The following is a 25,393-nucleotide window of genomic DNA, read 5'->3' on the forward strand; positions in this document are numbered from 1 at the left end:
CCTTACTCTAACGGCAGCTATAGCAGGGCCGTCATTTCAGAAACGCAGCTACAAGGCGGTAAATCCATGCGACTTCCGAAGGGGCTTTCAGCCGGTGACCCCTCTCTCTGTTCGGTATCCTGCATGTATTCTTGCCCTTGATCTCAGCTGTTGATATTCAAATTAAAAAGAGCATGCTGTCCGCAAGGGACGAGCATGCTCGTGGTTCCACCCAAAATTTAATCTGCCGGTCGTCCGGCAAATCCTCAGCATTCTGTAACGGGAACTCCCGGCATTCCTTACTCTAACGGCAGATAAAGCAGGTCCGTTATTTCAAAAACGCAGCTACAAGGCGGTAAATCCATGCGACCCTCCGAAGGGGCTTTCAGCCGGTGACCCCTCTCTCTGTCCGGTATCCTGCATGTATTCATGTCCTTGATCTCAGCTGTTGATATTCAAATCAAAAAGAGCACGCTGTCCGCAAGGGACGAGCATGCTCGTGGTTCCACCCAAAATTTAATCTGCCGGCCGCCCGGCAAATCCTCAGTATTCTGTAACGGGAACTCCCGGCATTCCTTACTCTAACGGCAAATGCAGCAGGTCCGTTATTTCAAAAATGCAGCTACAAGGCGGTAAATTCGTGCGGCCTTCCGAAGGGGCTTTCAGCCGGGCGACCCCTCTCTCTGATCGGTATCCTGCATGCATTCATGTCCTTGATTCCAGCTTTTGTCATTCAGTTGGATATGCAGTTATGATAATCAACGAATCTGCATTTGTCAAACCTATTTCGGACAGCTCCCGCACCAAAGATGATCAAATAATCCTTTGCGCCTTACGGCAAAGCATGAACCACCGGTTTCACGTTTCTCGACCAGTTATAGCCGCTCGACGCATCCCAGTTGATGGACCAGGTCATCGCGCCGCGGATATCCGGATAAGCTTGAACCGGTTTGTAGCTGCCGCTTTGCGTTCCGTTCGCCAAGCTGCGGAGCGCGTCATTGACTACGGATGGAGCTACGTAACCGCCGCCTGCCGCCGAGGAAGTCGCAGGAACGCCAAGGCCCAGTTGGGAAGGAGAAACCCACTGCAGCGACAAGTCGGTCAAGGCCGTCAGGAATTCTACTGTGCCCTGAGAGTAACATTTTCCATCCCGTCCGAGCATACAACCCGAGTTGTAATATTGAACATTGATCACGGTCGTGATGTCTCTAAGGTTGCTGTAAAGCTGCATATAAGCCGTATTCGGACTTTGCATGTCGATCGTTTGTGGTGCCATAGTCAAAATAAATCCAGGCCCTACCTTTTGCTGCAGCTGCCGGATCGCCGTGGTCAGGTTGGGCATATTCATGCCGTGTTCCAGGTCAATGTCAATGCCGTCCAGTCCAAACCGGGTGATAATGCTGTACATGCTGTCCACAAAGTTGGCTACGTTAGGGGAAGCATTATCCAGGCTGATGTTGCCCTGCTCCCCGCCGATCGAGAGGATTACCTTCTTACCCGCCGCATGTTTGGCCTCAATGTCGCTGATGAGATTGGCATCCGTATACCCGCCGAGCGCGGAGGACAACGAAGAATCGACTCCGAATTTTACGGCTCCCGGTCTAGCTCCATCCATTTCGGCAAAAGCCAGCACGATCAAGTCATAGTCGTTTGGCACATCGCTCAGCTTCAGCGGGGTTGCACCGTTGACGAAGTTTTGCCAGTAGCCGGTCAGGATATGCTTAGGCAGCGTTCCGCCTCCTCCACCTCCGCCGCCTGACGAACCTGTCGTTGCGCTTACGCTGCTGCTGGAAGCCGATACGTTGCCTGCGGCGTCTTTGGCCGTTACCTTGAACGTATAGGCCGTAGCCGCGGCCAGCCCGGTAACCGTCGCGGATGTGCCAGTTACCGTCTGAACAACCGATCCGTTCCGGTAAACGTCATAACCGGTTACCCCTACATTATCGGTGGAGGTATTCCAGCTTAACGAAACGCTGGTGGAGGTAGTTCCGGTCACCGTAAGGTTTGATGGAGCCGTAGGCGCCTGCGTATCGCTTCCACCGCCTCCACCACCACCACCGCTTTGGGTTAGCTGCCACAGGGCAGGAACATTAGGCGGCTCCCAGCCAACCAGCGAGGTATGCGCCTGGATGGCTTTATACGTGCTGCTATTATAGGTGACCGTATCATTAACCGCATAGGAAACGTTCGGGGCCCAGGCACCCCGATCTGCAGCCGAAGCAACGTCTGCGCCCAATACGCCGAAAATCATCGTAAAAACCAGTACAAGCGGAAGAAAAAGACCTTTGAAAGACAACTTTTGAGAGAAAAGCTTCTTCTTCATAGATTCTCCTCCTTTATCGAATGTGTGTTAACGGCCGGACAAACCAAAGCTCACCTCCTTTACAGAGTTTAAGAGCGTTAATCCCAGCAAAATCCGGATGCAGGGGGCCATCTACCAGCAAGAGAAACCAACCGGGGAACGTAAAATAGTAGTATTCATAACAGCAAAAATAATAGGTGATCGTAGTCAGAGTAATTGCGGAAAGAGCGTTGGAGTGTCACCAAGAGTATTATGGCCTGAAGTGTTGATAGAAGTGTTGCTGGAGCGTTGTTAGGAGTGTTGTTGGAGGCAATGACAGAAGTATTGTTAGCAGTATTGTTAGCAGTATTGTTAGAAGCATTCTTAGGAATTAGAGGTTAAGGGCTGGAGTTAGTTAGAGTCTCTATTAATCATAGAAGGACCCGACTCCTACGGACTTTCTATTTTTTGGAGTTAATATAACATAATTGTAATTCTAGGGGTAGGGATAAATTTATGCGCTCTCTGCTTTAATAACCGAAACAAGAAGATTTCATCCCTTACCCAGACCCCGGCCCTAAGCAGCTCAAAAAATAAAGAAAGAGCAGATTCCCAAAGGAACCCGCTCTTTCTTTGCTTCTCTGCCCAATTCCAACAAAATTCAAACTTCTTAAGTCTTAAATCCGTTTGAACTGAATGGTGTTGATCTGCAAGCCTGGTTTGGTTACTTCCAGCTTCATTTCGTAGACACCGGCTTCCAGAACGATGTGCACCAGCGTCTGTTTGATCCAGTTCGCATTTGTGCCGTTCGTTTGAATGGTGGTTACGATCTGTCCGTTCAGAATCAAATTGCATGCGCTTTGAGCCTGATCCGATTCCGCAGACATAAGACCGGCATAGAGACGATATTTACCGGCTTCTTCTACCCGGATATAGGTCGTTCCTTCGGTCTCCGTTGCCACCGCGGTCTCTTCCGCTACAACCTGAACCTGTTCAGGCGCAAGGGAAGCATCCGCTTTATAGGATTTAACCTCTTCATCCGTTGCCTGCCAGTCTCTGGAGAATACCGGAGCATGCATCAGGAAGCGGCAGATGTTCATAGCCGAACGCTGCAGCTCTCCGCGGGTCAAGGTGCCGTTCTCCAGCGATTCGCGGGAGTTGTCGTCCCAGACATTCGTCTCTGCGCCATAGTTGGCCACAACCATGTACAGGTCGTTTTGAGCGCGTACCATGAAATTGGTGAATTTGCGGCTTGCCGGCCCACCGTTCACGGTATCGTTCATAACCGCCCACCAGTCCGTCATCACAATACCGGTATATCCCCACTCACCGCGAAGAATTGTGGTGTTCAGGTCGTAGTTGGAAGCCGCCCAGTGACCATTCACCGGATTGTAGGAGGTCATGATCGAATTGGCTCCGCTTTCCTTAACGGCAATTTCGAAGCCTTTCAGGTAAATCTCGCGCAAAGCCCGTTCAGATACCACGGCATCTACCTTGGTCCGGTATTGCTCCTGGTTGTTGCAGGCAAAATGCTTCAACGTGGCGTTGGAACCGCCTTTCTTGATGCCGTTCACGCAAGCTGTTGCAAACAGACCGGAAATCAGCGGATCTTCAGAGAAGTACTCAAAGTTCCGTCCGTTCAGCGGGCTGCGGCGGATGTTCAGGCCAGGTCCGAGCAGCGTATCAATCTCGTTGCGAAGCAGCTCCTGACCCTCAAGTACATAAAGCTCCTCAACCAGCGCTGTGTCCCAGGTAGCAGCCAGCAGCGTTCCGATCGAAACCTGGGTTGCTTTGTCCCCGCTGTCCATCCGGATACCGGAAGGACCGTCCGCTGTACAGCCGACAGGAATGCCGAAGCCCTGAAGCGGTTCGCTGACCCCGCCAAACGCCGAAGCCGTTCCCGGCGTAACCCGCGGGCTGCTCATGCCTTCGCCGCGCACGATGGCCATCAGATCCTCGTCACTCAGCTGAGCAATGAAGGTCTCCATGCTGACTTTGCCATCCAGCACATCCTGCAGTTTGTAGCCTTGGTCGCCAGTGTACTCAAACGACTGTGGAAGGTTCTTCTCAATCCGCTCAGCCAGCGAGAATTGCAGCTTTGGAACCTCGGTATATTCCAGCTCATAAGTGCCGTCGGTCTTACGGCTCCCCGGCTTCATGCGTGTGAAATCCTCAGTCGGCGCCAGCGCCTGCTGGAGCTGTTCGATCACCTGGAGCGATTCCACAACATAACCGTTTTGGCCGTCTACGGCCACTTCGGAAAGCTTTTTCACACTGGTTCCGGCAAAAATATGATAAGTTCCCTCTTCGAGCACATAAGCGTAAGCGTGTCCTGTTACGCCCGCATCGTCATAGGAAACCATACGTGTTACCGGGAAGCTGATCGTCAGCTTCTGCGATTCGCCCGGCTGGAGAAGGCTTGTCTTGCCGAAAGCAGCAAGTACTTTAGCCGGCTGGCCCAGCTTTCCTTGAGGAGCTTCATAATAAAGCTGAACAACTTCTTTACCTGCGTAAGTGCTGCCAGTGTTCATTACGTTAACGGATGCTTCGATATACGGCGCTCCGCCTTGGGTCACCACTTTCGCTGCCTCAGGCTTCACGTCAAATGTGGTGTAGGACAAACCAAACCCGAATTCGTATTGAACTTTATCCGGGCAGAAGGTTTCGAAGTAACGGTAACCTACGTAGATGTCCTCCTGATAAAGGTTTTTGAATTCGTTTCCATAGTTTTGAGTAGAAGGATAATCCTCAAGCGAATAAGCGATCGTATCGGTCAGTTTACCGCTTGGCGTTACTTCGCCGGCCAGCACGTCTGCGATCGCATTGCCGCCCTCCATGCCTCCATGCCAGGAATAAATGACGGTGGAGATCGGATGGACATAGCTGCTGTCATTCACCCAGCTCATGTCGATAATATTGGATACGTTAAGCACGACTACAGTTTTATCGAAATGGGACGTAACTTTCTTGATCATGTCCAGTTCATCCGCAGTGAGCAGATAGCTGCCCGGCTCGCCGGCATTATCCTGGTCCTCGCCAGCCGTGCGGCCAATCACTACAACTGCTTTCTCCGAGCGGGTTCTCGCCTGGGCTACAAGCTCGTCGCTCAGCGGCATTTCCTTCTGATGCCAAGGTTCGGCAGCCCAGCCGCCTCCGCCGTTATCAAACGGGTTCTGCTCGATCCACTTCTCATAAACCGCTGCAAGCTCTTCGTCAACCTTCAAGTTGGTCTTGGAACGAAGTCCGTCAAGCAGGTTGGTGGTGTAAGCCACGTTTACACTGCCGCCTGATCCAGTGCCGCTGCGGTAATAGTTAACTTGGGTGCGTCCGAAGACGGATACGCTTTCACCATTGCCAAGCGGAAGGACCTGTCCTTCATTCTTCAGCAACACGGCGCCGTCAGCCGCTACCTTACGGCTAAATTCTGCAAAACCTTCCAATGGAACTCCAATTAGCTGCTTGCTCAATATGTTCCCCTCCAAGTTATAAAATACTGAACGATTCGTTGCTCATAACTACTTTTTATTGGTGGTATTCTCTCTCTAAAACCGAGTGTTTGCCCCAAATATTATGAAATCGATTTTATTTAGGTCCGGTTTGAATGAAATCGATTTTATTTTTATGAGCAGGAAGACCCGTACAGCTTATGTTACCAGCATAATCTGTTACGGTCTATCCTACAAGCACCTAATCAAAGAACTTTTGTAACCATAACTTAAAAATACCTACATAACTCCAAAAAGGAAGTCAGTTAAACCAATTTCTGACCGCAATTCGGGCAGAAATTAGCGCCTTCATTCTTCGCGCCGCAGTTCGGACAGAAATTCGGCCGTGTGACGTTACCTGGAGCTGAAGACGGTGCAGGTGCCGCAGGGGGCTGCTGAGCAGACGGCTGCCCTGCTCCTGCTCCGGCGCTGGGACCACCGCTATTTGGCCCTGCAGCTGGGCCTTGTCCTTGTCCCTGTCCCCGTCCGCCGTTCATGTTCTTCAGCATTTCATTCGCCATATTCATGCCCATCATCATGCCGGCCATGTCAGACGCCGCACCGCCGCCCGCAACCTTGCCGGAAGCGATGCCGTCGGTCATGCTGACCTGCTGGTATTTCTGCAGATCGCCGATCATCTGGTAGGAAGCATTTTTCGTAATCATCTCCTGAATTTCAGCCGGATAATTGAAGCTCATCACCTGAAAGCCGGTCACCGTCAGGCCGTCACCCATGATCTGCATATCCAAATCCTCGCGGATCCCTGCCGCAATCGCATCAGCGTTAGCCTGCAGATTAAACATGTCTTTGCCTTCTTTGCTAATCCACTTCATCAGCAGCTGGTTCAGCACCGAGGTGATCCGCACCTTGACGTCATCGACCAGGTAGCTTTCCTTGATGCCGGCGATCTTGTCAATCAGCGTCACATAATCATTCACCTTGAAGTTGAACGTGCCGTTGGCCCGAATCGGCATGCCGCCTGGCAGCTGCGGCGTCGGGATCAGAATCGGGCTTTGCGTGCCCCATCTGACCGTGAACTCCTTCGTATTCACGAACAGCACTTCAACTCTCATGCCGCTGTTGAAGCCGAATTTAAAGCCCTTTAACGTGGAGAGAAAAGGAATGATGTCTGAGTCCACGTTATAGACGCCTTCTTGTTCAAAAATGCCCTCAATTTTGCCATTGTTAATAAACACGGCATCCTGGCCGGAGCGGATGACCAGCTTACTGCCCTTCTTAATCTCCCGGTTGTTCCATTTCCAAAAGATCATATCGTCGCGGAACTCTTCCCATTCCACAACATTTGAGAACTGGTTTTTAAAGAAGCCCATTTCATCCTCCACCTTTCCCTGTGTAAGTCGTCCTCCGCCTTAAAAAGAACCCCGGCTTCCGCTATGCGAATGCCCGCCGCCGGTTCTGCCGCCTCCACCGCCTCCGCCTGAGCCGCTGGATTGCCGCTCAATCTTCCGCCTTGTCGTAGTCGTCCGGATATAACGGTCTTCTTGGGCAAGAACACCCGATGTCGCCGCATCTTCATAAGTCATCCGGTTCACGGTAACGGTTCCGCCTGAACGGTAAGCCATGATGCCAACCACGATACCGCCGATAACAACGGCCACGCCGAGCTGGAACCACCCGTTAAACAAAATATTGTCCGGATTCACCCCCGGCTTGAAGCCCATATATTTGTATGCGGTCTTGATGTACGTTTCAAATGCATCCGCATAATTCCCTTCGGTTAGATCCGGCGTAATCTTGCTGCGAATCTTTTGCAGCCGTCCGTCATCCAGCCTTTCCTCCGCTTTATAGAATCCGGCCAGATAAACGTCCCTGTTCCTCATATCCAGCGTCAGAATTGCCGCATTGCCATGGGGTTTATCGTACCCCGGCGCCTTCTCGTCGTAGAAATTCTCCGTCAGATCCACAACGTCCAGATTCTCGGGATTATCGGTAGTAAAAATAATAAAGTCCGTTTCACGCTCCGCTCCGTAACGGAGAGCCAGCTCGTTAAGCTCCTTGGTCTGCTCCGCGGTCAGCAAATGTGCCTCATCATAAATAAGCGACTTGTTAACTTCGGACGCTGCGTGCTGGAAAGGAAGACCCACAACTGCAAATAAAAGAAGCAGAAACAGCCAAAGTCTACCGAGCTTATTCATATATTTGTGTTTGTTCATGTGCTTGCGTTTGTTCTTGTTTTTGTTCATATGCGTGTTCACAGAAAACCGCCTCCCATCACCAGGGATAACAGCTTCAGCGCCACCAGGGAAACGCAGGAGACGCCTGCAAACCAGGCTGTCACCTTCGCTTTGCTGATCGGCGGTTTGCCTACAACCTTGCCCGTTTGTCCGTTCATCGCAAACGTATGCTGCTGCTTGTTGAAATCGTAATACACCATCCAGACCGGCAGTAGAGCATAATCCGACTGCTTCAGCGAGGTGTCGATATTTTTGTTCGTATAATTAACGGTTGTATACCCCGACACGGAAGACGAAATCGCGGATTCGATGTATCCTCTTATTTTCCCTTTGGCGCGGGGGAGAAGTTCTCCATCGTCAAAGCTGTATTTTTCGGCGATGAATCCGGCCAGGTAAGGTGTCTTGAAATCCTTCATCTCCCCATAAGGGAATGGCTCCAGCTTATCCATCAGCTCATCGTTCAGCTTCTTGGAAGCATCCACCGGGACCCGTTTGTAATTAAGCTTCAGCCGCCGATAGACTTCAAAATGCTGGGTTTCCGTAATCTGATAATCGCCCCTGGTATAGGTTCTGACCCGGGTAGCATGGCCCTGCACTTCCACGTTGTTATGAAGCTCATACAGCCAGAAGGGAACGTAAATGCCGGTTATGCTTTTGACCCGGTCGGCTGTCATGAATCCGTTTGGCGTCAGCAGCCCGTTCTTGCACCATTTCTTGAAGGCCTTCATAGCCTCTTCTTTGCTGATGGAAAAAGGAATGACCAGCGCCGGGGCCAAATCCCCGGTCAAACGGTCGCCCAGCACAACCGCCGAGCCACAGAAGCTGCAGGTTGTCGCGCTGGTGTCCGCATCGGTGATGATTACCGCCCCGCAGCTGGTGCAGTGGTATTCCTGAGCCTGGTCTTCTTCCGTAAATACGGTCTGCGTCAAAGGGTCCTGAAGTTGTTCGATATTATCTTGCCTGCCGCAGCTGGGACAGGAAAGCTTTCCGGTCGCGCTGTCGAACACCATTCCGCTCCCGCAGTTCGGACATTTGTATTCAATTACCGGCACAATCTCACCTCTTTGGAACCAAAGAAGGATTATTCCTTTCGGTTCAGTTTCTCCTTGATAGCAGCCAGCTCTTCTTCCGGACTTGCCACAGGGGTCTCCCAATTGGAGGAAGACGGTTTATCATCGTCTGAACTCCCGGGCGAACGGCTGTCTTGAACGCCCTCCGCTTGCTCCAGCTTGGCAATCAGCGTGTCCAGATCGTCCTCCTCGGCGCCGCCCCTCAGCTCTGCCAGGGCAAGAGCTGCGTTCAAGGCCAGATCGGCCTTCTCTTCCAGCGCTTTGAAGGCCGAATTTGCTCCGCCGGATTCGTTCAAGCGCTGCTGGAACTTGGCCTCCGCCAGCTTGCCCTTCAGCTCGGCCTGGCGCTTCTCCAGCCGATTCAGATCGGCCAGCAGCTTCTCCTTCATCCGCTTCATGCCTTCTGCTTGGGCTGCCGCCTGGTTATAAGCCGCGCGAAGCCCGATCAGCTTCTCTTCCCTATCCGCCTTGCGCTTCAGAAAGTCCAGCGCATCTTCCTCCCGGCCTGCTTCCATCGACTTCTCGGCGTAACGCTGCAGCTTGCGGATCTCCGCTTGAGCTTCATCCAGGGCCTGGCGGGCTCTCCGTTCATCCGCCTGTACGGCAGCGGTTTCGGCCTCCAGCTGTCCCAAATCGCTGCTCAAGCTGCGCATGTAAGCGTCAGCTTCCTGCTCCGGGTCCGCTGCTTTGTCCAATAAAGCGTTCACATTCATCTTCATCACTTGGCGAAATCTCGACAGGATCCCCATTCGGCGCTTCCTCCTCGATCAATTGCATGTATTCTTATAATACATGAAAAAGGCGGCTAAGGTTTCATTTTGACCAAAAAGCCATCATCCTTTTACGAATGATGGCTTAGATTCTGCCCAGCAAAAATGCCTATCTAGGAGTCAAAATTCCTCATATTCCGCAGGGTCCTGTCCCCACAGCCGGCCGTCTTCCCGGTTAAAGCTTGAAATAACGTCCATTTCCGCTTTGGACAGCTCGAAGTCAAAAATGCTCAGATTCTCGACCTGATGCTCAAGCGAGCCCGCTTTCGGGATCGGAACCGCTCCCAGCTGGATATGCCAGCGCAGGATGACCTGCGTATTCGTTTTGCCGTGGGCAGCAGCGATCGCGCCAATCCTCTCATCCTGCAAAATGCTGTGGCCCCGGCCCAGCGGACTCCAAGACTCCGTTACGATGCCGTGCTCGGCATCTTTCTGCCGCTGGTAGGCTTGGTCAAAGAACGGATGCAGCTCCACTTGATTGAGGCTTGGCGCAACGCCCGTCTCCTTGATAATCCGCTTGTTATGCTCCGGCAGGAAATTGCAGACGCCGATGGAGCGGATATAGCCCCGTTTCTTGGCTTCGATCATCGCCTGCCAAGCCTCCACGTACCGGTCCGTCTTCGGATTCGGCCAATGGATCAAATAAAGATCATAATAGTCCAGTCCGGCGCGGTACAGGGACTCCTCAATGGTCACAAGCGCCTGATCATAAGCCTGGCGGCGGCCTGGCAGCTTGGAGCAGATCAGCAGGTCTTCGCGCGGAACGGAGCTGAGGCGAATCGCTTCGCCAAGCGCACCTTCATTTTCATAATTAAATGCGCTGTCCAGCAGCCGGTAGCCGGCATCAATCGCCCCGGCCATTGACTTTGCTCCGTCTCTGCCTTTTAGCGTATACGTGCCAAGGCCGATTTGGGGAATTTTCAAGCCGTCGTTGAGTACAATTTCAGGAATCGGGTTCATGTCCGTTGCCTCCTCATTCAGTGTGCTCCATTGATCTTAGTCTTCTACTACTCTTTACCTTATCACCATTTGATTGGCCTGGCAAAATGAGCAAACCGCGTTTACTTCAACCCTCTCATTTGATAAGCTAACAATTAAAAAAATTCCTTAAGAATGGAGATATATTCAAATGAGCGAATCTAACCAAACCCCATCCACCGGACCGCGTTTGGCCCCTCCATTTCGCGCCGATCAGGTCGGGAGCCTGCTGAGAACTGACCGAATCAAACAGGCCCGCCAGCAAAAGGCCGCAGGCAGCTTGTCTGCCGAACAGCTGCGCCTGATCGAGAACGAAGAAATTGCACGTATTGTAGAGAAGCAGAAAGAGGTAGGCTTGCAGGCCGTGACAGACGGCGAGTTCCGCCGCGCTTACTGGCATTTCGATTTTCTGGAGCATCTGGACGGCGTGACCGGCTATGAAGCGGAGAGCGGTATCCAGTTCCAGCAGACCCAAACCAAAGCCCATTCTATTCTGGTTAATGGCAAACTTGGCTTCTCCGCCCACCCGATGCTGGAGGATTACAAGTTCTTACACAGCATTGCCGGCAGCCACACAGCCAAGATGACGATTCCAAGCCCAAGCATGCTGCATTTCCGCGGCACGATTGATCCGAAGGTTTACGGGGATCAGGATGAGTTCTTCCATGACCTGGCCGCCGCCTATAAGCAGGCGCTACAAGCCTTCTATGACGCCGGCTGTCGTTATTTGCAGCTGGATGATACGGCCTGGGCGTACCTGTGCTCGGAGGAGCAGAAGGAACAGCTTCGCGCCCGCGGCCTCAATCCGGACGAGCTGTCTGCCCGTTACGCACAAACGATCAACGACGCCGTTAGCGGTCGTCCGGATGATCTCAAGATCACCATGCATATCTGCCGCGGCAACTTCCGCTCTACCTGGATTTCCTCAGGCGGTTATGAGCCGGTGGCCGAGACGCTGTTTGGCGGATTGAACATTGACGGATTTTTCCTCGAATATGACAGCGACCGGGCCGGCGGTTTCGAACCCCTGCGTTACGTGAACCGTCCGGATCTGTCGATCGTGCTTGGGCTGATTACCTCCAAATTTGGAGAACTGGAGCAAGCTGACGAGATCAAACGCCGGATCGAGGAAGCTTCCAGGATCGTAAGTCTGGATCAGCTGTGCCTCAGCCCGCAGTGCGGATTTGCCTCCACCGAAGAAGGCAACCTGCTGACCGAAGAGCAGCAGTGGGCCAAACTCCGCCATGTCGTGGAAATTGCCCGGGACGTGTGGAAGGGTTAATCAGCAGCCAAAGGCCAGACCAGCCGTCAGCCCGGATCGGGCAGACGGCTGGTTTTATTTTTCAGCGGAAATAGGCTCTTATGATCTCTCTCATAGAACCCCTTTGTTCATTAAATTGCCGGACCCGGTGGCCGTTCGCCCCTGACGGATGCGGGAAGCCCCATAGACATTGCTCCTCCCGGAGGATGCCCTTCTGTACCAGCACCCGGCAAATCCCTTCAACCGCTTTGCCCAGCGGAATGACGAGCACACGGCGAAAGCCGCCGCCGCAAGCGTCCAGGGAACCGAGTTCCCCTTGGATAGAATTTACGGCAAAGTCCCTGAGGAAATCGGACGACAGCAAATCCGGCCTGCTTCCCGTGTAATTATGGCCGCGGGCAAACACCGGATAACGCAGGACGGAGGTGGTATGCAGAAGCTGCTGACTCCCCTCAAACAACAGCTGAGCGGAAGACAAGCCGAGCGGCGCCGGCAGGTCTAGGGTATCCAGCATCCGGATGATATTGTTCCGCATGGGACCGGCAAAGCGAGCAGCCTCCTTAGCTTGCTGAAGAATGTCTTCATCCCTAAGCTCCGGCCCCTGATTCTGCTGCAAACAATCCCTCGCCGTTTCAAAAGCCAGCTTCATCTGGCTCCAACCGGGCGTTAAGCCTGCGATAAGAATCTGCGCGTACGGGTTAACGATTTCGTTGTGCGGCGCATAATACATGGATACAGGCCCTGATTCGGCCAGCAGAAAGCGCTCATGGAGCAGATCGGCTTTGGTAAGAGGCCGGGAAGGAAGCTGGCGAATATAAGGTTTGTATGCTGAAAAAGCTGCTGCGTACAACATGCTTTGCTTGTCCTATCTCCTTTCGATCGGGAACGCTGGGGACGCCCCTAAGCTATGTCACCTTCCCTGATTACAGTCTGCCAGAAGGGGAAGACCGCCGGGAAATAATTTCCTGGTAGAGTTAACGGTCCAATAACAAATAAAGCTTATACTACGTATACAGCACTACATTTCATTCAACAAGGAAAGGAACTTATAAGATGGGGATACACACCTACTTCCAATCGTTAACCGATTTAGAGCGAATCATCCGATGTCCCGGTAAATTCAAGTTTCAGGAGCACAGCGTTGCCGAGCATTCCTGGAAAGTCGTGCAATACGCCAAAACCTTGGCCGATATTGAAGAAAGTCACGGCGTCGCCGTGAACTGGAAGAAGCTGTATGAAATCACGAGCAGTCATGATTACGGGGAAATTTTTATCGGGGATATCAAAACCCCTGTGAAACACTACTCACTCGAGCTCCGCGCCATGCTGCAGCAGGTGGAGGAAGGTATGGTTGCGCATTTTATTGACGGGCATATTCCAGAGGAATTCAAACCGATCTTTCGCAGACAGCTGCGGGAAGGCAAAGACGATTCCGTAGAAGGCCGAATCCTGGAGGTTGCCGATAAACTCGACCAGATCTACGAAGCCTTCGCCGAGCTGCAAAAAGGAAACACGGAGAAAGAATTTGTATTTATGTACCGGAGCGCCCTGATCAAAATCAAAGGCATCCAGCTGCACTGCGTGGATTATTTTCTGGAACAGATTCTGCCTGACCTGGTCAGCGAAGGCTCACGATCCCCTATCGATATTGAGCAGATTACCAAAGACGCGTTGGCATCTTAACCTCCCCTTATGCCCCTCCTTTTAATCCCCCTCTTGATTCGCAAATCTATTTTATTTGAAAAGAAACAAAAAGCCAGCCTCGGACAGGCTGGCTTTCTATTGGAATGAGAACCGACCTTCACCTCCGAGTTCTCGCCCCTTGGATGGATGATTTCACGCCTTTCCAAACCCAGCTGTCCACTTCCGGCAGGTCGACGCCTTCTTCGCGGATATATTGATGATGTTTCTCTAACATCTGTTCCATTTCTTTCACGATAGCAGCATATTGTCCGGCTTCAGGCAGGCTCAATACCGCTTCCTTCACCAGATCAAAGCGGTCCATCTGGTTGAGCACACGCATATCGAAAGGAGTGGTGATATCGCCGTTTTCTCGGTAGCCGTGAACATGAAGATTATGATTATTGCGGTCAAAGAACAGGTCTTTGATGAGCCCTTCATAACCATGGAAAGCGAAGATCACCGGTTTATCGGCTGTAAAATAACGGTCGAACTCCTCATCGGACAATCCCCGCGGATCAAGCTTCCGGCTTCTCAGCTTAAGCAGATCAACCACGTTGATATAACGGATCTTCAGCTGCGGCAGCTTCTCGTGCAGCATGGAGATCGCCGCCAGGCTTTCAATGGTTGGCTCGGTGCCGGAGGACGCCATCACCAGGTCCGGCTCCCCACCTTGGTCCGTGCTGGCCCAATCGATGATTTTGAGGCCGTTATCCACCAGCTCCTGCGCTTCATCTGCCGAGAAGAACTGCGGACGCGGATGTTTGGACGACACGATCAGGTTGATCTTCTGACGGTCGTTAAGCACTTTATCGAACACAGCCAGCAAAGTGTTGGCGTCAGCCGGCAAATACTCGCGGATGAATTCCGGTTTCTTGTCGGCCAGGTGCCCGAGCAGGCCTGGATCCTGGTGCGTATAACCATTGTGGTCCTGCTGGAACACCGTCGAGGTCGCCACAATGTTAAGGGACGGAATATCGGCGCGCCAGCTTTGCTCCGTTGCTTTGCGCAGCCATTTGAAATGCTGCGTAATCATGGAGTCCACGACCCGCAGGAACGCTTCATAGCTGGCAAAAAATCCGTGGCGTCCGGTCAGCACGTATCCTTCCAGCAAGCCTTCCGCCTGATGTTCGGACAACTGGGAATCGATAACGCGGCCATAGGAAGCCATAAATTCGTCGTTCGGCTCCATGATTTTCTCCAGCCACTGGCGTTTTGTAGCTTCAAAGACAGGCGCCAAACGGTTGGACATCGTTTCATCCGGTCCGAAGATGCGGAAGTTTTTGCTCGTTTCGTTCAGCTCAATGACTTCTTTGAGGTATTTGCCCAGCACGGACATGTCCTGGGCGGTCTGTTTGCCGGGCTCGCTGTTGTCCAGCGCGTATTTGCGGAAGTCCGGTAGCTTCAGGTCTTTGATCTGCTTGCCGGCATTGGTCACCGGATTCATCGCCATCCGTCTGTCTCCTTTTGGCGCGAGCTCGGCGATTTCGGCGTGCAGACGGCCCTTTTCATCAAACAGCTCTTCCGGTCTATAGCTGTTCAGCCACTGCAGCAGGGCATCTGCATGCTCCATATGCTTCTGATCCACCGGGATCGGTACCTGGTGGGCACGGAAGGAGTTTTCATTCGGCACCTGATCCCACTCTTTAGGCCCGGTCCAGCCTTTAGGGGAACGGAATACCAGCATCGGCCAAGCCGGGCGGGCGGAGTCGTTATTTTCACGCGCATAGCTTTGAATAGCACCAATGCGTTCCACAATCGCATCCAACGTTTCCGCCATAGCAGGATGCATGTGCGCCGGATCGCTGCCTTCCACGAAATAAGGCTCCCAGCCGTAACCTTTGAAATAAGCGGTCAGCTCTTCTTTGCTCATCCGCGACAGCAGGGTCGGGTTGCTGATCTTAAAGCCGTTCAAATGCAAAATCGGCAGCACGGCACCGTCGGTGATCGGGTTAATGAAGCGGTTCGAGAACCAGGAAGCGGCAAGCGGACCGGTTTCGGCTTCACCGTCACCCACAACGACAGCCGCAATCAGGTCAGGATTATCCAGAATGGCCCCCGTACCGTGGGATAAAGAGTATCCAAGCTCTCCGCCTTCATGAATGGAACCCGGCGTTTCCGGCGCTGCATGAGAAGCGATCCCGCCCGGGAAGGAGAACTGCTTGAAGAGCTTCGTCATCCCCGGGATATCCTGCGTAATTTGAGGATAAATTTCCGTGTAGCTGCCGTCCAGATACGAATTGGACACCATAACCTGGCCGCCGTGGCCCGGTCCTTCAATGTAAAACATATTCAAGTCATATTTGTTGATCACCCGATTTAAATGAGCATAAATAAAGTTTTGGCCCGGAATCGTACCCCAGTGTCCAATCGGTTTCACTTTGATATCCTCGGCTTTAAGCGGTTCGCGGAGCAAAGGGTTGCTTTTCAAATAAAGCTGTCCCACCGAGATATAATTGGCCGCCCGCCAAAACGCATCCAATTTGTCCAGGTATTCTTGGGACGAATAATCAACTTTGGTATCGGTAACTAACATTTCACCCACTCCTTTATCTCTAATATTGTGAATAATTTCACTTGTAGTTACATCATAACAACCTTTTTGAGAAATGATACGGTCCAATTTTGTGAAAAAGTGAACATAGTATGAAATTTAGAACTCAGCCTCCGAAGGAAACAAAAAGAAGACCAGCATCCGCTGATCCTCAGTCTTCCCTACCGCTCCTGAACCGATACAAAGCTATTGAATTTCATGTACTGATAATGGAACCGCATATGGGAGAATTCGAAAGGCGTCCCGTTGTCCAGAAAAAAAATTCCCTCCATAACGCCGACCGGCTCATGCGGCTTTAAATGAAGCAGCTCCTGGTCGGCAGGCTCGGAGGGCTCGGCGAACACGGACAAAAACGATTTGGTGACCGCCAGATTGTGCGCTTCCTCCAAGTAATTAAAAATCGATCCCTCAATGATGGCCAGGTTCAGATTCTGCACGATCTTGATCGGAATGTAGCCTGTCTCAATCATAAACGGATCTTCCTCAAATAACCGGAGGCGGACGATTTTATACACGAAATCATGAGGCCCCAGGAACAAATCCCTCTGCAGTTCTTCCGTAGGAAGGATCACTTCAAAGCTGATCACCTTCACCTTCGGCTTCTGCCCGTGCATCTGGAAATTGTCGGTGACGCCCAGATTGGAGCCCTCGTAATTGAAGATCGATTCGTTCTTGATGTACAACGGATTAATAAAGGTGCCTGAACCCTGTTTCTTAAAAATAAGTCCGGCATGTTCCATTCGGGCAAGCGCCCGTTTCACGGAGCTCCGACTCACCCGGTAATGCTCGCTGAGACTCCGCTCATCCGGCAGACGCATGTCCGGGAACTGGCCTGCCAATATTTTTGATTTAAGATCATCCATAATTTGCTTGTACACAAACTGAGTCATGGCCTACTCCTTCTTCGTTTCGTCAGCTCTCGGCTTCACGGATGCGCGTTGGCCCGTCCAATGCAGCCTACTATACCATAATCGGCCAAGGGGGGGGGATATGCACTGTTAGGCTAACAATTGAGAATTTCTTAAGAATGGAGATCTCCTATCGTGGAAATTGCCTGGACCGGTGGCCGTTTGTTTTCGACGGATGCGCGAAGCCCCACAAACATTGCTCCTCCCGGAGGATTCCCTCCTGCACCAGCACTCTACAGATCCCTTCAACCGCTTTCCCTAGTTATTTTAGACTCACTTATGTAAAAGTCTTCATTAAAGGAAGTGAGATTTCCACCGTCGTTCCCTTCTTTTCTTCACTGAACAAAGAAATACAGCCTCCGTGGTTCTCAATCAACTTTTTACTGATCATAAACCCCAGACCGGTTCCTTTTTCTTTAGTTGTATAAAAAGGCTGCCCCAGATTCGCCAAGATATGCTTCGGAATTCCGGAGCCTTGATCGATGAAACGAATGATTATGTGGTTTCGCGCTATTCTACTCTGAATAAGGACCTTCCCTCCATGGGGCATCGCTTCAAAAGCATTTTTCAAAATGTTAATGAATACCTGTTTAATGTGATTTTCTTCACATTCTATCCAAATCTCTTTCTGCATCAATTCAGTTTCCATTACCACGTTATACATATTTGCCTGAGCGCTTAATAAAGTAACGACATCTTTAATAATAGACTTAATTTTCTTTCGCTCAAAGTGAGTGGCCTGAGGTTTGGCAAGCACTAAAAGTTCACTGAGGATGAGTTCAATCCGACCGATCTCCGCCGACATAATTTCATAGTACATCTTTTTTTCTGTACTGCCGGACTTAATTAATTGGAGAAAGCCCTTAATCGTAGTGACGGGGTTCCGTATTTCATGAGCAATGCCGGCCGCCAGCTCTCCTGCCACTGACAGTTTTTCACTTCTAATCATTAGCTGTTGAGCCTGTTTGCTTTCCGTCATATCCCGAAGAATCTCCGCTCTTCCGTTCACTTTATCATTTTCATCACGCAAGGAAAAACAGGATAACATTACATCGGTTTCCTGTCCCTGCTTTGTTTTTCTAACCGTCTCGTAGCCTTCAATACTATCACCCAACAGGGCAAAACTCCGGTTTCGGGCCACCTCGAATTTTCGATCCTCAGGGACAAACATCAACTGGTTGGTATCCATCCCTAAAATGTCACTTGCGCACCAACCAAATTTTTTCTCAAAAGCCTCATTTACTTTAAGGACTTTATTATCATTATCCAGGATCATGATCGCATCCAAATTCCGCATGATAAAAGAATCCAATTGGTGTTCTGTGGCTCTCAATTTTCTTTCCACGCTGTTGTTCTTCTGCTTGGCTGACCGGAGGGGGAGAACAACTTCCCCTTTTTTATACAGCGCTGACTTTAGCAATTCCTGGTCGGTCATTAAGTATTCATGTTGGGTCAATAAGGTATTCTGCAAGGAAGCCGAAATCAGGTTTCCATCATAGGCATAAACCGAGATGATTTGAGGTGAATTTATCGCCCAGTCTACTCTCTTTTCAAAGTTTTGAAGCTTCAGTATAATATCCGGATCATTCCATGAACATTCTACATGTGTCCATATTCTGATTGGCGTTTGCACATCAAAAAAAGGAGGCCCCTCTTTTCCAAAATTGTGAATAGACGTTTCCTCTTTACTGTCCTCGCATACACGGTAAAACTGATCATAATCAAAATGATAAACCCTCTCAAGCTGCTTTGAAGTTAACCTTTCTTGAAGTTTTTGTTGTATAGATTTATACCTTTCCTTGTTTTCGACTATCAGAAGATGATGTCCATGTTCAACGCCAGCTAGGACAAAATACACAGCGTTGTCAACATAATGGTCTACCTCATCATAGATATATAAGACATGTCCACGATGGGATATTTGCGTCATCCGGGTCAGCTGAACCATCTTTTCTTTCATAACTCACCTCATATTGTTAGAAATGAAGAATAAAAAGCAGCTTTACAGAAAGTGAAATAGGAAAATATACCTAAATCTACTTCTAGTTTAGCTGAATTGGAAGTATCGAACAAGGACTGTCGTTTTTTTTATATAAGATTAGAATTCTCATATCCACTTTAATGTAATAACTTCCTTTCCCAGTTAACGATCCAATAACAAATGAGGCTTATACTAGGTATACAGCGCGCTATTCATTCCAACATGAAAGGAACTCATAAGATGGGGATTCATACCTACTTCCAATCGTTAACCGATTTAGAGCGAATTATCCGATGCCCTGGTAAGTTCAAGTTTCAGGAGCACAGCGTGTCCGAGCATTCCTGGAAAGTCGTGCAATACGCCAAAACCTTGGCGGATATTGAAGAAAGCCACAGCGTCACCGTGGACTGAAAGAAGCTGTTCGAAATCACGAGCAGTCATGATTACGGGGAAATTTTTATCGACGATATCAAGACGCCTGTGAAGCATTACTCCCTCGAGCTCGCGCTATGCTGCAGCAGGTTGAGGAAGGCATGGTGGCTCATTTTATCGAGGAGCATATTCCGGAAGAGTTTAAATCGATCTTCCGCCGTCAGCTGCGGGAAGGAAAGGACGATTCCGTGGAAAGCCGTATTTTAGAGGTAGCCGATAAACTCGACCAGATCTATGAAGCTTTTGCCGAGCTGCAAAGAGGAAATACCGAGAAAGAATTTGTGCTTATGTACCGAGCGCCCCTGATCAAAATCAAAGGCATCAAGCTGCCTTCTTTAACAGTAGATTTGAACAGAAAAAAGCCAGCCTCGGTAGGCTGGTTTCTTAATATGATTGCGGAAAGGTAAACGGGCTTGCCGCATTAAAGCTTCTTGGCGTACAGGTTTAACTTCTCCGACATTTGATGAATTTCTTCGATGAACGATGAAATTTGCTGGGAAGACGCTGCCTGCTCGTCCACCACTTTCGTGATTTGCTCAATCGAGGTTTCGATGCGGTTCGTCGCCTCTCTGAAGTTCTTCAGCACCTCTTGCACCTCTTTGGTGGAGTCGACGGTGGTATGGGATAACTTGCGGATCTCCCCGGCTACGATGCCGAACCCCCTGCCTGTATCCCCCGCATGAGCCGCCTCGATGGCTGCGTTAATGCCAAGCAGGTTGGTTTGGTCGGCTACATTTTTGACAAGCTTAATAATTTCATCCGTCTTGTTGACTTGAACCACCGTTTCCTTGGCCAAATCAAGCAGCTGTTCGGTATGGTCAGCCAGTGTATTTGACCCGTTAGCCACGACATTCAGCTCGTTGCTCGCTTGCGAAAGGGCGTCGGATATTTGATCGGAAATGTCCATTAATTCTCTTTGTTTGCGTACCTGTACCGCAATGCCGCCAATTACCTCTCCCTCCGGATCGTGAAGCGGCGAAGCCGTTCCAACAAACTCGAATCCATAGAATTCGGCGGGCACATCGGCTTTAATCGGGGCATCCCCTTTAATAGCCCGGGTCAACGGTTCTTCCTCATGCAGGAGCTGTCCAACCTCAATAGGGAGCTGGATATCCTGCCCCGGCCAATAAGCTATAAATTTCTCCTTGTCACAGACTGCAATGGATAATTCAACGGGAACCGCTTGTTTGAACACAGGGACCATCGCAATCAGTTGCTCTAAGGATGTAATCGTCATGGTGTAATTCCCCCAATATTTTAATGAAAAATTACCTAATATATTAACTATCGGAAATTGAACTAATAAAATCAATAGATTACGAAACACGATTAGCGAAAAACTTCGCTTGGAATTGTTGGCCTGAATTAACAAAAGAGACACTCTTCGCGAGTGTCTCTTATCCTGATGATGAAAGTAATATAAGGAGCAAAATGAAAAAAATTCAATAGGTGAATCTGGATTACCTGATGATCCTCGCTCGATTTAACGCTTCGTCTGATTAGGACTTGTATTAGCTAAAATAGGCAGCATTTTCTCACTCTTTTCCATAAGCGAGCTGCATTGGCCACAGATCGGTTGATTCAATAAAACGAAGTTGTCCCTCATCCACCCGTTGCAATTTTCGTTGGTGCATGACCAAATCGCTGTCATTTCCTCTGGAAGGTCGATCATCTGTCTTTTCCGTGAATAGTACAAGCAGCATCCCTCTTTCTCTTCTGGAATAATGAGCGAAAAAAAAGCCCCAACACCAGTTGGGACTTTCTCACACTGTCTTACAGTTTAACAACGTTCTCGGCTTGCGGGCCGCGGTTGCCTTGTACTACATTAAATTCAACGCGTTGACCTTCGTCCAGCGATTTGAAGCCGTCGCCAACGATAGCGCTGAAGTGAACGAATACGTCGTCTCCGCCTTCAACCTCGATAAAACCAAAACCTTTGTCTGCGTTAAACCATTTTACTGTTCCTTTTTCCATGATTCATTACCTCCATATTTTTAATTTTGTACATGATCTTCAAATTTCAAAAAAAAATCACATATTGTACAAGGCTATAAATGAAAATCATAACCCTCTACAATATGTGAGTTCAGGTCGAAATTTCAATAAAATAACTATACCACAGTTGGAGCTGATTTACAACTTTACTGCAAATTTATTGTCTTCTGCAATGGCTTGTAAAAAAAGCCAACAACCATTTCTGGCTGAAGGCTTATTGGCCGTGCTTATTTGTCTTGCAGCTGTCCGGCGGAACTTGCAGGGGTTGCAGAACTTAAATAATCGCGCAGGAAGATCAGGAATACACTTGTCGACCAGGTGTATCCGGTATCTCGCAAAGCCCGGCCGTTCAAAGCGCTGTAGTTCTCGGCAAACCCGGACGCGGCGCAGACTCTGCAATAGCTTTCGGCATTCTCCAAAGCTTCTTGTTCATGCCCGTTTCTTCTCAAAATTTCCGATACGATATAGGCCAGGGGAGGCCAAATCGCCCCTCTCCAGTAGCCGTCTTCTTGGAAAAAATCGCTGTCCAGCGCTTCGGAAGCATATCCGTTTGCCGTTCGGAACCGATTGTGCTCCAGCAGTGAACCAAGCATACGCTCACGTAATCGATCAGGCAATCTGTCGCCCAGCAGCAGCGGGATGTACAGCATAAGGCTTGTTGTGCCGACGATCGTGTTCTCCGGAACCTTTCGGGCAATCCATTGATCCTCTTCAACGAGCGTTGTCAGCATCCTGGCTAACAAATCATCGGCTCTTCTCTCCCAGTCCGCGGCTTCTTCCGGTTGATTGAGCTTCAGGGCTGTCTGCTTCAGGAAATCCATTTGCAGGATCAGCCAAGTACAAAGATCAGGCGATTGGACCGGGACACCTTCGGCAAATACAGTCCCGTTATCCCACCCCGAATCATTGCCGTGATAATAGAGCGGAATTCCATCGGCGCCGCTCCGGTAGCTCAGCCACCATTCGGTAAGCTTGGAAATGGAGTGGTACAGCTCTTGCAAGACCTCCTCCGAAGGGAGAGAATGCTCCATCATACGTTCCAGGATAAATCCCTGAACGGGAGGTTTTACAAACCCCCTAATGATTTTACGGGCATGAAAGCAATCGGGGTAAGCGCCGTCCTCATCCTGAACACGAGCCATCGACAAGAACTGATCATAAGCAAGCTGCTCCCAGCCTTGGCACATGGCCAAAGCATTAAAGGCATAGTCCCAGCTCCAGATAAAATTCATGTAGGACTTGGTCATGAGCATAGCCGGTACCTTGACGTAGCCCTCAGGCTCAACCACGCCGGACCAATTGATGTAAAGAGCCAATTCCGCAAGCTCTGCATATGGTTCCGGGACACTCGGCATTTGGGCTGCGAACCGGGCGAACTCTTTTTTCTTCGTCTGCACATTAAATGGATAATCCCGATAAGGCTGCGGGTGAAACGTGACGTCGAATTGCACGATTTGAAAATCAAGCTGACCCGAATCGTCCGGATCTAATCGGAACGCAAACCGCTCGTTTCCTATTCCTTGGCGGTTCCAAACAGAGTCGTTTTGAACTTTGCCCTTATCGACGATCACCATTAAAGAAGAAGTATCACCGGCAAATTCCCACATAGAGTCCTTGTGATAAATAATGCGATCATATTGCTTTAACTTTTCCTTGTCGATCTGCACGCCGCAATTGCCGTTGAAATGAATCGTTTTTGTGTCCTGATAACAAAACCTCAGCTCTTGGTCCTGTCCGATCAGCCTACATTCCTCCGGCGTACCGATAGCTTGGTAGAGCACCTGCCTCCCAAGCTCATCCAGCAGCAGAATCGGATAATGCTCCTGATCGGCGAAACTTCCGTACAAAATACGCAAGCAAACGTTGTTCTTATAATCGCTATCTCTATCAAAAGGATAAGAAAAAGCCGTGTACGCACCATACGTACTGAACGCCTGACCCTTCAAGTTAAATTCCATTTCGTCACCATCCTCTCTAAATTGCGCAGACGAGATCGGAGTCATCTTCATCTTCCGATGCCCTTTGATTCCGTTAGCCTTTGATGCCGGTGCTCGCGATACCGCCTACGATATGGCGCTGCGCCGCGAAAAAGATTGCCAGCGGCGGCAGGCAAATCAATGCCGTTACCGCCATAACACCCCTCATGTCTACACCGTATACGCCCCTGAACAAAGCAAGCCCCAGCGTCAGGGTATAGTTACTTTGATCGTTCAGGAAAATGAGCGGCCCCAGATAATCGTTCCAGCTGTTCAGGAATTGGAAGACACCTACTAGAATAAGCACCGGCGCCATCAGGGGTATGATTAATCTTGTGAAAATCTGCAGCCGGTTTGCCCCATCTATACGCGCGGCCTCCTCCAGTTCAAGCGGAATAGTCATAATAAACTGCCGCATCAGAAAAATAAAGAACGGCGCCCCGAACCACGATGGCACGATCAGCGTTTTTAACGAGTTGATCCACCCCAGCCAATTGAATTCCATATACAAGGGAATCATCGTCACTTCCCAAGGGATCATCATCGTCGCCAGCAGCAGGATGAACAAAAAGTCTTTGCCTTTAAATTGAAACCGGGCGAAGCCGTAAGCGACCAGAGACGAAGAGATCAGCTGGCCGAGCATCGTCATGATGGTCACGGTCAAGGAGTTTTTCAAATATATATGGAACGGCTGCGATTTCCAGGCATCGATAAAATTATCGAAGTGCAGCTTTGATGGAATCCATTTCGGCGGGAACAAATAAAGTTCATCGATTGACTTCAACGCTGTCGTCACCATCCAGAAGAACGGCGCCAGGAATAAAATTGAAAACATGATCAATAAGAAGTAATTCAAGCTTCTGCGCATTCGGATCTCCTCCTTTCTATTATGCGCCTTTGTTTTTCTTCACTTCGCCTTCGTAGTACACCCAAGCGGAGGAGGACTTGAATACCAAGAGCGTCAATACCAGCACAATAATGAACATAAACCAGGCATTAGCGGCGGAATAACCCATCCGCGAGTATTTGAACGCGTTCTCGTACGTATACATGGCGTAGAAATACGTCTTGTGCAGCGGTCCTCCCCCAGTAAGCACAAGCGACAACGTCAGCTGCTGGAACGCCGAAATGATGGTCATAATCAGATTGAACAGCAGCGTTGGACTGAGCATAGGCAGCGTAATCCGCAGGAACTTATGCACCGAACCCGCCCCGTCGATCGAGGCGGCCTCGAACAACTCTTGAGGGATGTTCTTCAGCCCTGCCAGGAAAATCAGCATCATCGTTCCCTGCCCCCAGAGGCTTGCGATGACAATCGACACCGGGGCCCAGGTTGAACTGTTCAGCCAGTCCGGCCCTTGAATGCCGAGTAGCGACAGGAAATAATTCAGAATGCCGTATTCACCGCTATACACCCAGGCCCAAATCATCGCAAGCGCTACGCCGGAAATAACCGAAGGCAGATAAAACACGGTGCGAAAAAAAGCCTTCCCCCGCCGATTGTGATGCAGCAGCATGGCAAGTCCAAGCGCAATGATCAGATTGAGCGGAACAAATAAAGCAGCAAATCTGACCGTCACTTCCAAGGAGGTCCAAAACAACGGGTCGGCAGTGAACATTTCAATATAATTGCCGAAGCCGATAAAATGGGACTGGCCGACAATCGGCCAATCGAAAAAGCTGACAACCAGCGAAAAAAGCAGCGGTCCGAGCGTGAAGGCAAACAGCCCGAACAGCCAAGGAAAGATAAAGAGGTAGGGTGTGACCCTACCCCACTTGATCTTTCTGCGCCCCTTCGCAAGCGGATAATGGGTATTAACGGTAGAATTCATCTCTGTCCGTCCCTTC

General features: G+C 50.2%; 19 protein-coding genes and 1 pseudogene. 3 read left to right on the top strand and 17 right to left on the bottom strand.

What is annotated here, in order from left to right; all coding sequences use genetic code 11:
- Window positions 1-811: 811 nt before the first annotated feature.
- From CBE73_RS12920 to CBE73_RS12950, 7 genes are all read right to left on the bottom strand, one after another.
- On the bottom strand, window positions 812-2,302 hold the full coding sequence (locus CBE73_RS12920) for a chitinase (protein ID WP_094094557.1): 1,491 nt from the start codon (window positions 2,300-2,302) through the stop codon (window positions 812-814).
- Between the two features lie 635 nt (window positions 2,303-2,937).
- Window positions 2,938-5,727 carry a glycoside hydrolase family 3 protein gene (locus CBE73_RS12925; protein ID WP_094094558.1) on the bottom strand — a complete coding sequence of 930 codons (2,790 nt, stop codon included), beginning with the start codon at window positions 5,725-5,727 and terminating at the stop codon, window positions 2,938-2,940.
- 284 nt (window positions 5,728-6,011) lie between these two features.
- Entirely contained in the window at window positions 6,012-7,076 is a 1,065-nt protein-coding gene (locus CBE73_RS12930) for an SPFH domain-containing protein (protein ID WP_094094559.1), read from the bottom strand.
- A 39-nt stretch (window positions 7,077-7,115) separates the two neighbouring features.
- Entirely contained in the window at window positions 7,116-7,901 is a 786-nt protein-coding gene (locus CBE73_RS12935) for a TPM domain-containing protein (RefSeq protein WP_373286382.1), read from the bottom strand.
- 56 nt (window positions 7,902-7,957) lie between these two features.
- Entirely contained in the window at window positions 7,958-8,992 is a 1,035-nt protein-coding gene (locus tag CBE73_RS12940) for a TFIIB-type zinc ribbon-containing protein (RefSeq protein ID WP_094094560.1), read from the bottom strand.
- 29 nt (window positions 8,993-9,021) lie between these two features.
- On the bottom strand, window positions 9,022-9,759 hold the full coding sequence (locus CBE73_RS12945; protein ID WP_094094561.1) for a PspA/IM30 family protein: 738 nt from the start codon (window positions 9,757-9,759) through the stop codon (window positions 9,022-9,024).
- 141 nt (window positions 9,760-9,900) lie between these two features.
- Window positions 9,901-10,740 carry an aldo/keto reductase gene (locus tag CBE73_RS12950; RefSeq protein ID WP_094094562.1) on the bottom strand — a complete coding sequence of 280 codons (840 nt, stop codon included), beginning with the start codon at window positions 10,738-10,740 and terminating at the stop codon, window positions 9,901-9,903.
- 169 nt (window positions 10,741-10,909) lie between these two features.
- Here CBE73_RS12950 and CBE73_RS12955 point away from each other — a divergent pair, with 169 nt between their 5' ends.
- A complete protein-coding gene (locus CBE73_RS12955) occupies window positions 10,910-12,040 on the top strand; it encodes a 5-methyltetrahydropteroyltriglutamate--homocysteine S-methyltransferase (protein WP_068698690.1) in 1,131 nt (376 codons plus the stop codon).
- A gap of 61 nt (window positions 12,041-12,101) precedes the next feature.
- Here the strand turns inward: CBE73_RS12955 and CBE73_RS12960 are convergent, their stop codons facing one another.
- Window positions 12,102-12,872, bottom strand: coding sequence for a hypothetical protein (locus CBE73_RS12960; RefSeq protein WP_094094563.1), 771 nt, complete (start codon window positions 12,870-12,872; stop codon window positions 12,102-12,104).
- A 200-nt stretch (window positions 12,873-13,072) separates the two neighbouring features.
- Between CBE73_RS12960 and CBE73_RS12965 the strand changes: the two genes are divergently transcribed.
- On the top strand, window positions 13,073-13,702 hold the full coding sequence (locus tag CBE73_RS12965) for an HD domain-containing protein (RefSeq protein WP_094094564.1): 630 nt from the start codon (window positions 13,073-13,075) through the stop codon (window positions 13,700-13,702).
- 118 nt (window positions 13,703-13,820) lie between these two features.
- Here CBE73_RS12965 and CBE73_RS12970 read toward each other — a convergent pair whose 3' ends face one another.
- The 3 genes from CBE73_RS12970 to CBE73_RS12980 all read right to left on the bottom strand — a co-directional run bounded on the left by CBE73_RS12970 (window position 13,821) and on the right by CBE73_RS12980 (window position 19,121).
- Entirely contained in the window at window positions 13,821-16,235 is a 2,415-nt protein-coding gene (locus CBE73_RS12970) for a phosphoketolase family protein (RefSeq protein WP_094094565.1), read from the bottom strand.
- Between the two features lie 179 nt (window positions 16,236-16,414).
- The gene (locus CBE73_RS12975; RefSeq protein WP_068698698.1) at window positions 16,415-17,143 is read right to left on the bottom strand and encodes a GntR family transcriptional regulator; all 729 of its coding nucleotides are present in this window, start codon (window positions 17,141-17,143) and stop codon (window positions 16,415-16,417) included.
- A gap of 295 nt (window positions 17,144-17,438) precedes the next feature.
- Window positions 17,439-19,121, bottom strand: a complete 1,683-nt coding sequence (locus tag CBE73_RS12980) for an ATP-binding protein (RefSeq protein WP_094094566.1) — start codon at window positions 19,119-19,121, stop codon at window positions 17,439-17,441.
- 261 nt (window positions 19,122-19,382) lie between these two features.
- On the opposite strand from CBE73_RS12980, the pseudogene CBE73_RS12985 reads away from it, so the two are divergent.
- Window positions 19,383-19,981, top strand: a pseudogene (locus CBE73_RS12985) (YfbR-like 5'-deoxynucleotidase).
- A gap of 14 nt (window positions 19,982-19,995) precedes the next feature.
- Here CBE73_RS12985 and CBE73_RS12990 read toward each other — a convergent pair.
- The 6 genes from CBE73_RS12990 to CBE73_RS13015 form a co-directional block, all read right to left on the bottom strand.
- On the bottom strand, window positions 19,996-20,811 hold the full coding sequence (locus CBE73_RS12990; RefSeq protein WP_094094567.1) for a methyl-accepting chemotaxis protein: 816 nt from the start codon (window positions 20,809-20,811) through the stop codon (window positions 19,996-19,998).
- 246 nt (window positions 20,812-21,057) lie between these two features.
- On the bottom strand, window positions 21,058-21,270 hold the full coding sequence (locus tag CBE73_RS12995; protein ID WP_083180409.1) for a cold-shock protein: 213 nt from the start codon (window positions 21,268-21,270) through the stop codon (window positions 21,058-21,060).
- Window positions 21,271-21,347: 77 nt separating this feature from the next.
- Window positions 21,348-21,548 (bottom strand): cold-shock protein, encoded by a 201-nt coding sequence (locus CBE73_RS13000; protein ID WP_068698711.1) that lies wholly within the window; start codon window positions 21,546-21,548, stop codon window positions 21,348-21,350.
- 248 nt (window positions 21,549-21,796) lie between these two features.
- Window positions 21,797-23,527 (bottom strand): MGH1-like glycoside hydrolase domain-containing protein, encoded by a 1,731-nt coding sequence (locus CBE73_RS13005; protein ID WP_094094568.1) that lies wholly within the window; start codon window positions 23,525-23,527, stop codon window positions 21,797-21,799.
- 73 nt (window positions 23,528-23,600) lie between these two features.
- Complete coding sequence (locus tag CBE73_RS13010; RefSeq protein WP_094094569.1) at window positions 23,601-24,413, bottom strand: carbohydrate ABC transporter permease; 813 nt, start codon at window positions 24,411-24,413, stop codon at window positions 23,601-23,603.
- A 19-nt stretch (window positions 24,414-24,432) separates the two neighbouring features.
- Window positions 24,433-25,377 carry a carbohydrate ABC transporter permease gene (locus tag CBE73_RS13015; protein ID WP_094094570.1) on the bottom strand — a complete coding sequence of 315 codons (945 nt, stop codon included), beginning with the start codon at window positions 25,375-25,377 and terminating at the stop codon, window positions 24,433-24,435.
- Between the last annotated feature and the right edge of the window lie 16 nt (window positions 25,378-25,393).

Source organism: Paenibacillus physcomitrellae (assembly GCF_002240225.1).
Lineage (GTDB): Bacteria > Bacillota > Bacilli > Paenibacillales > Paenibacillaceae > Fontibacillus > Fontibacillus physcomitrellae.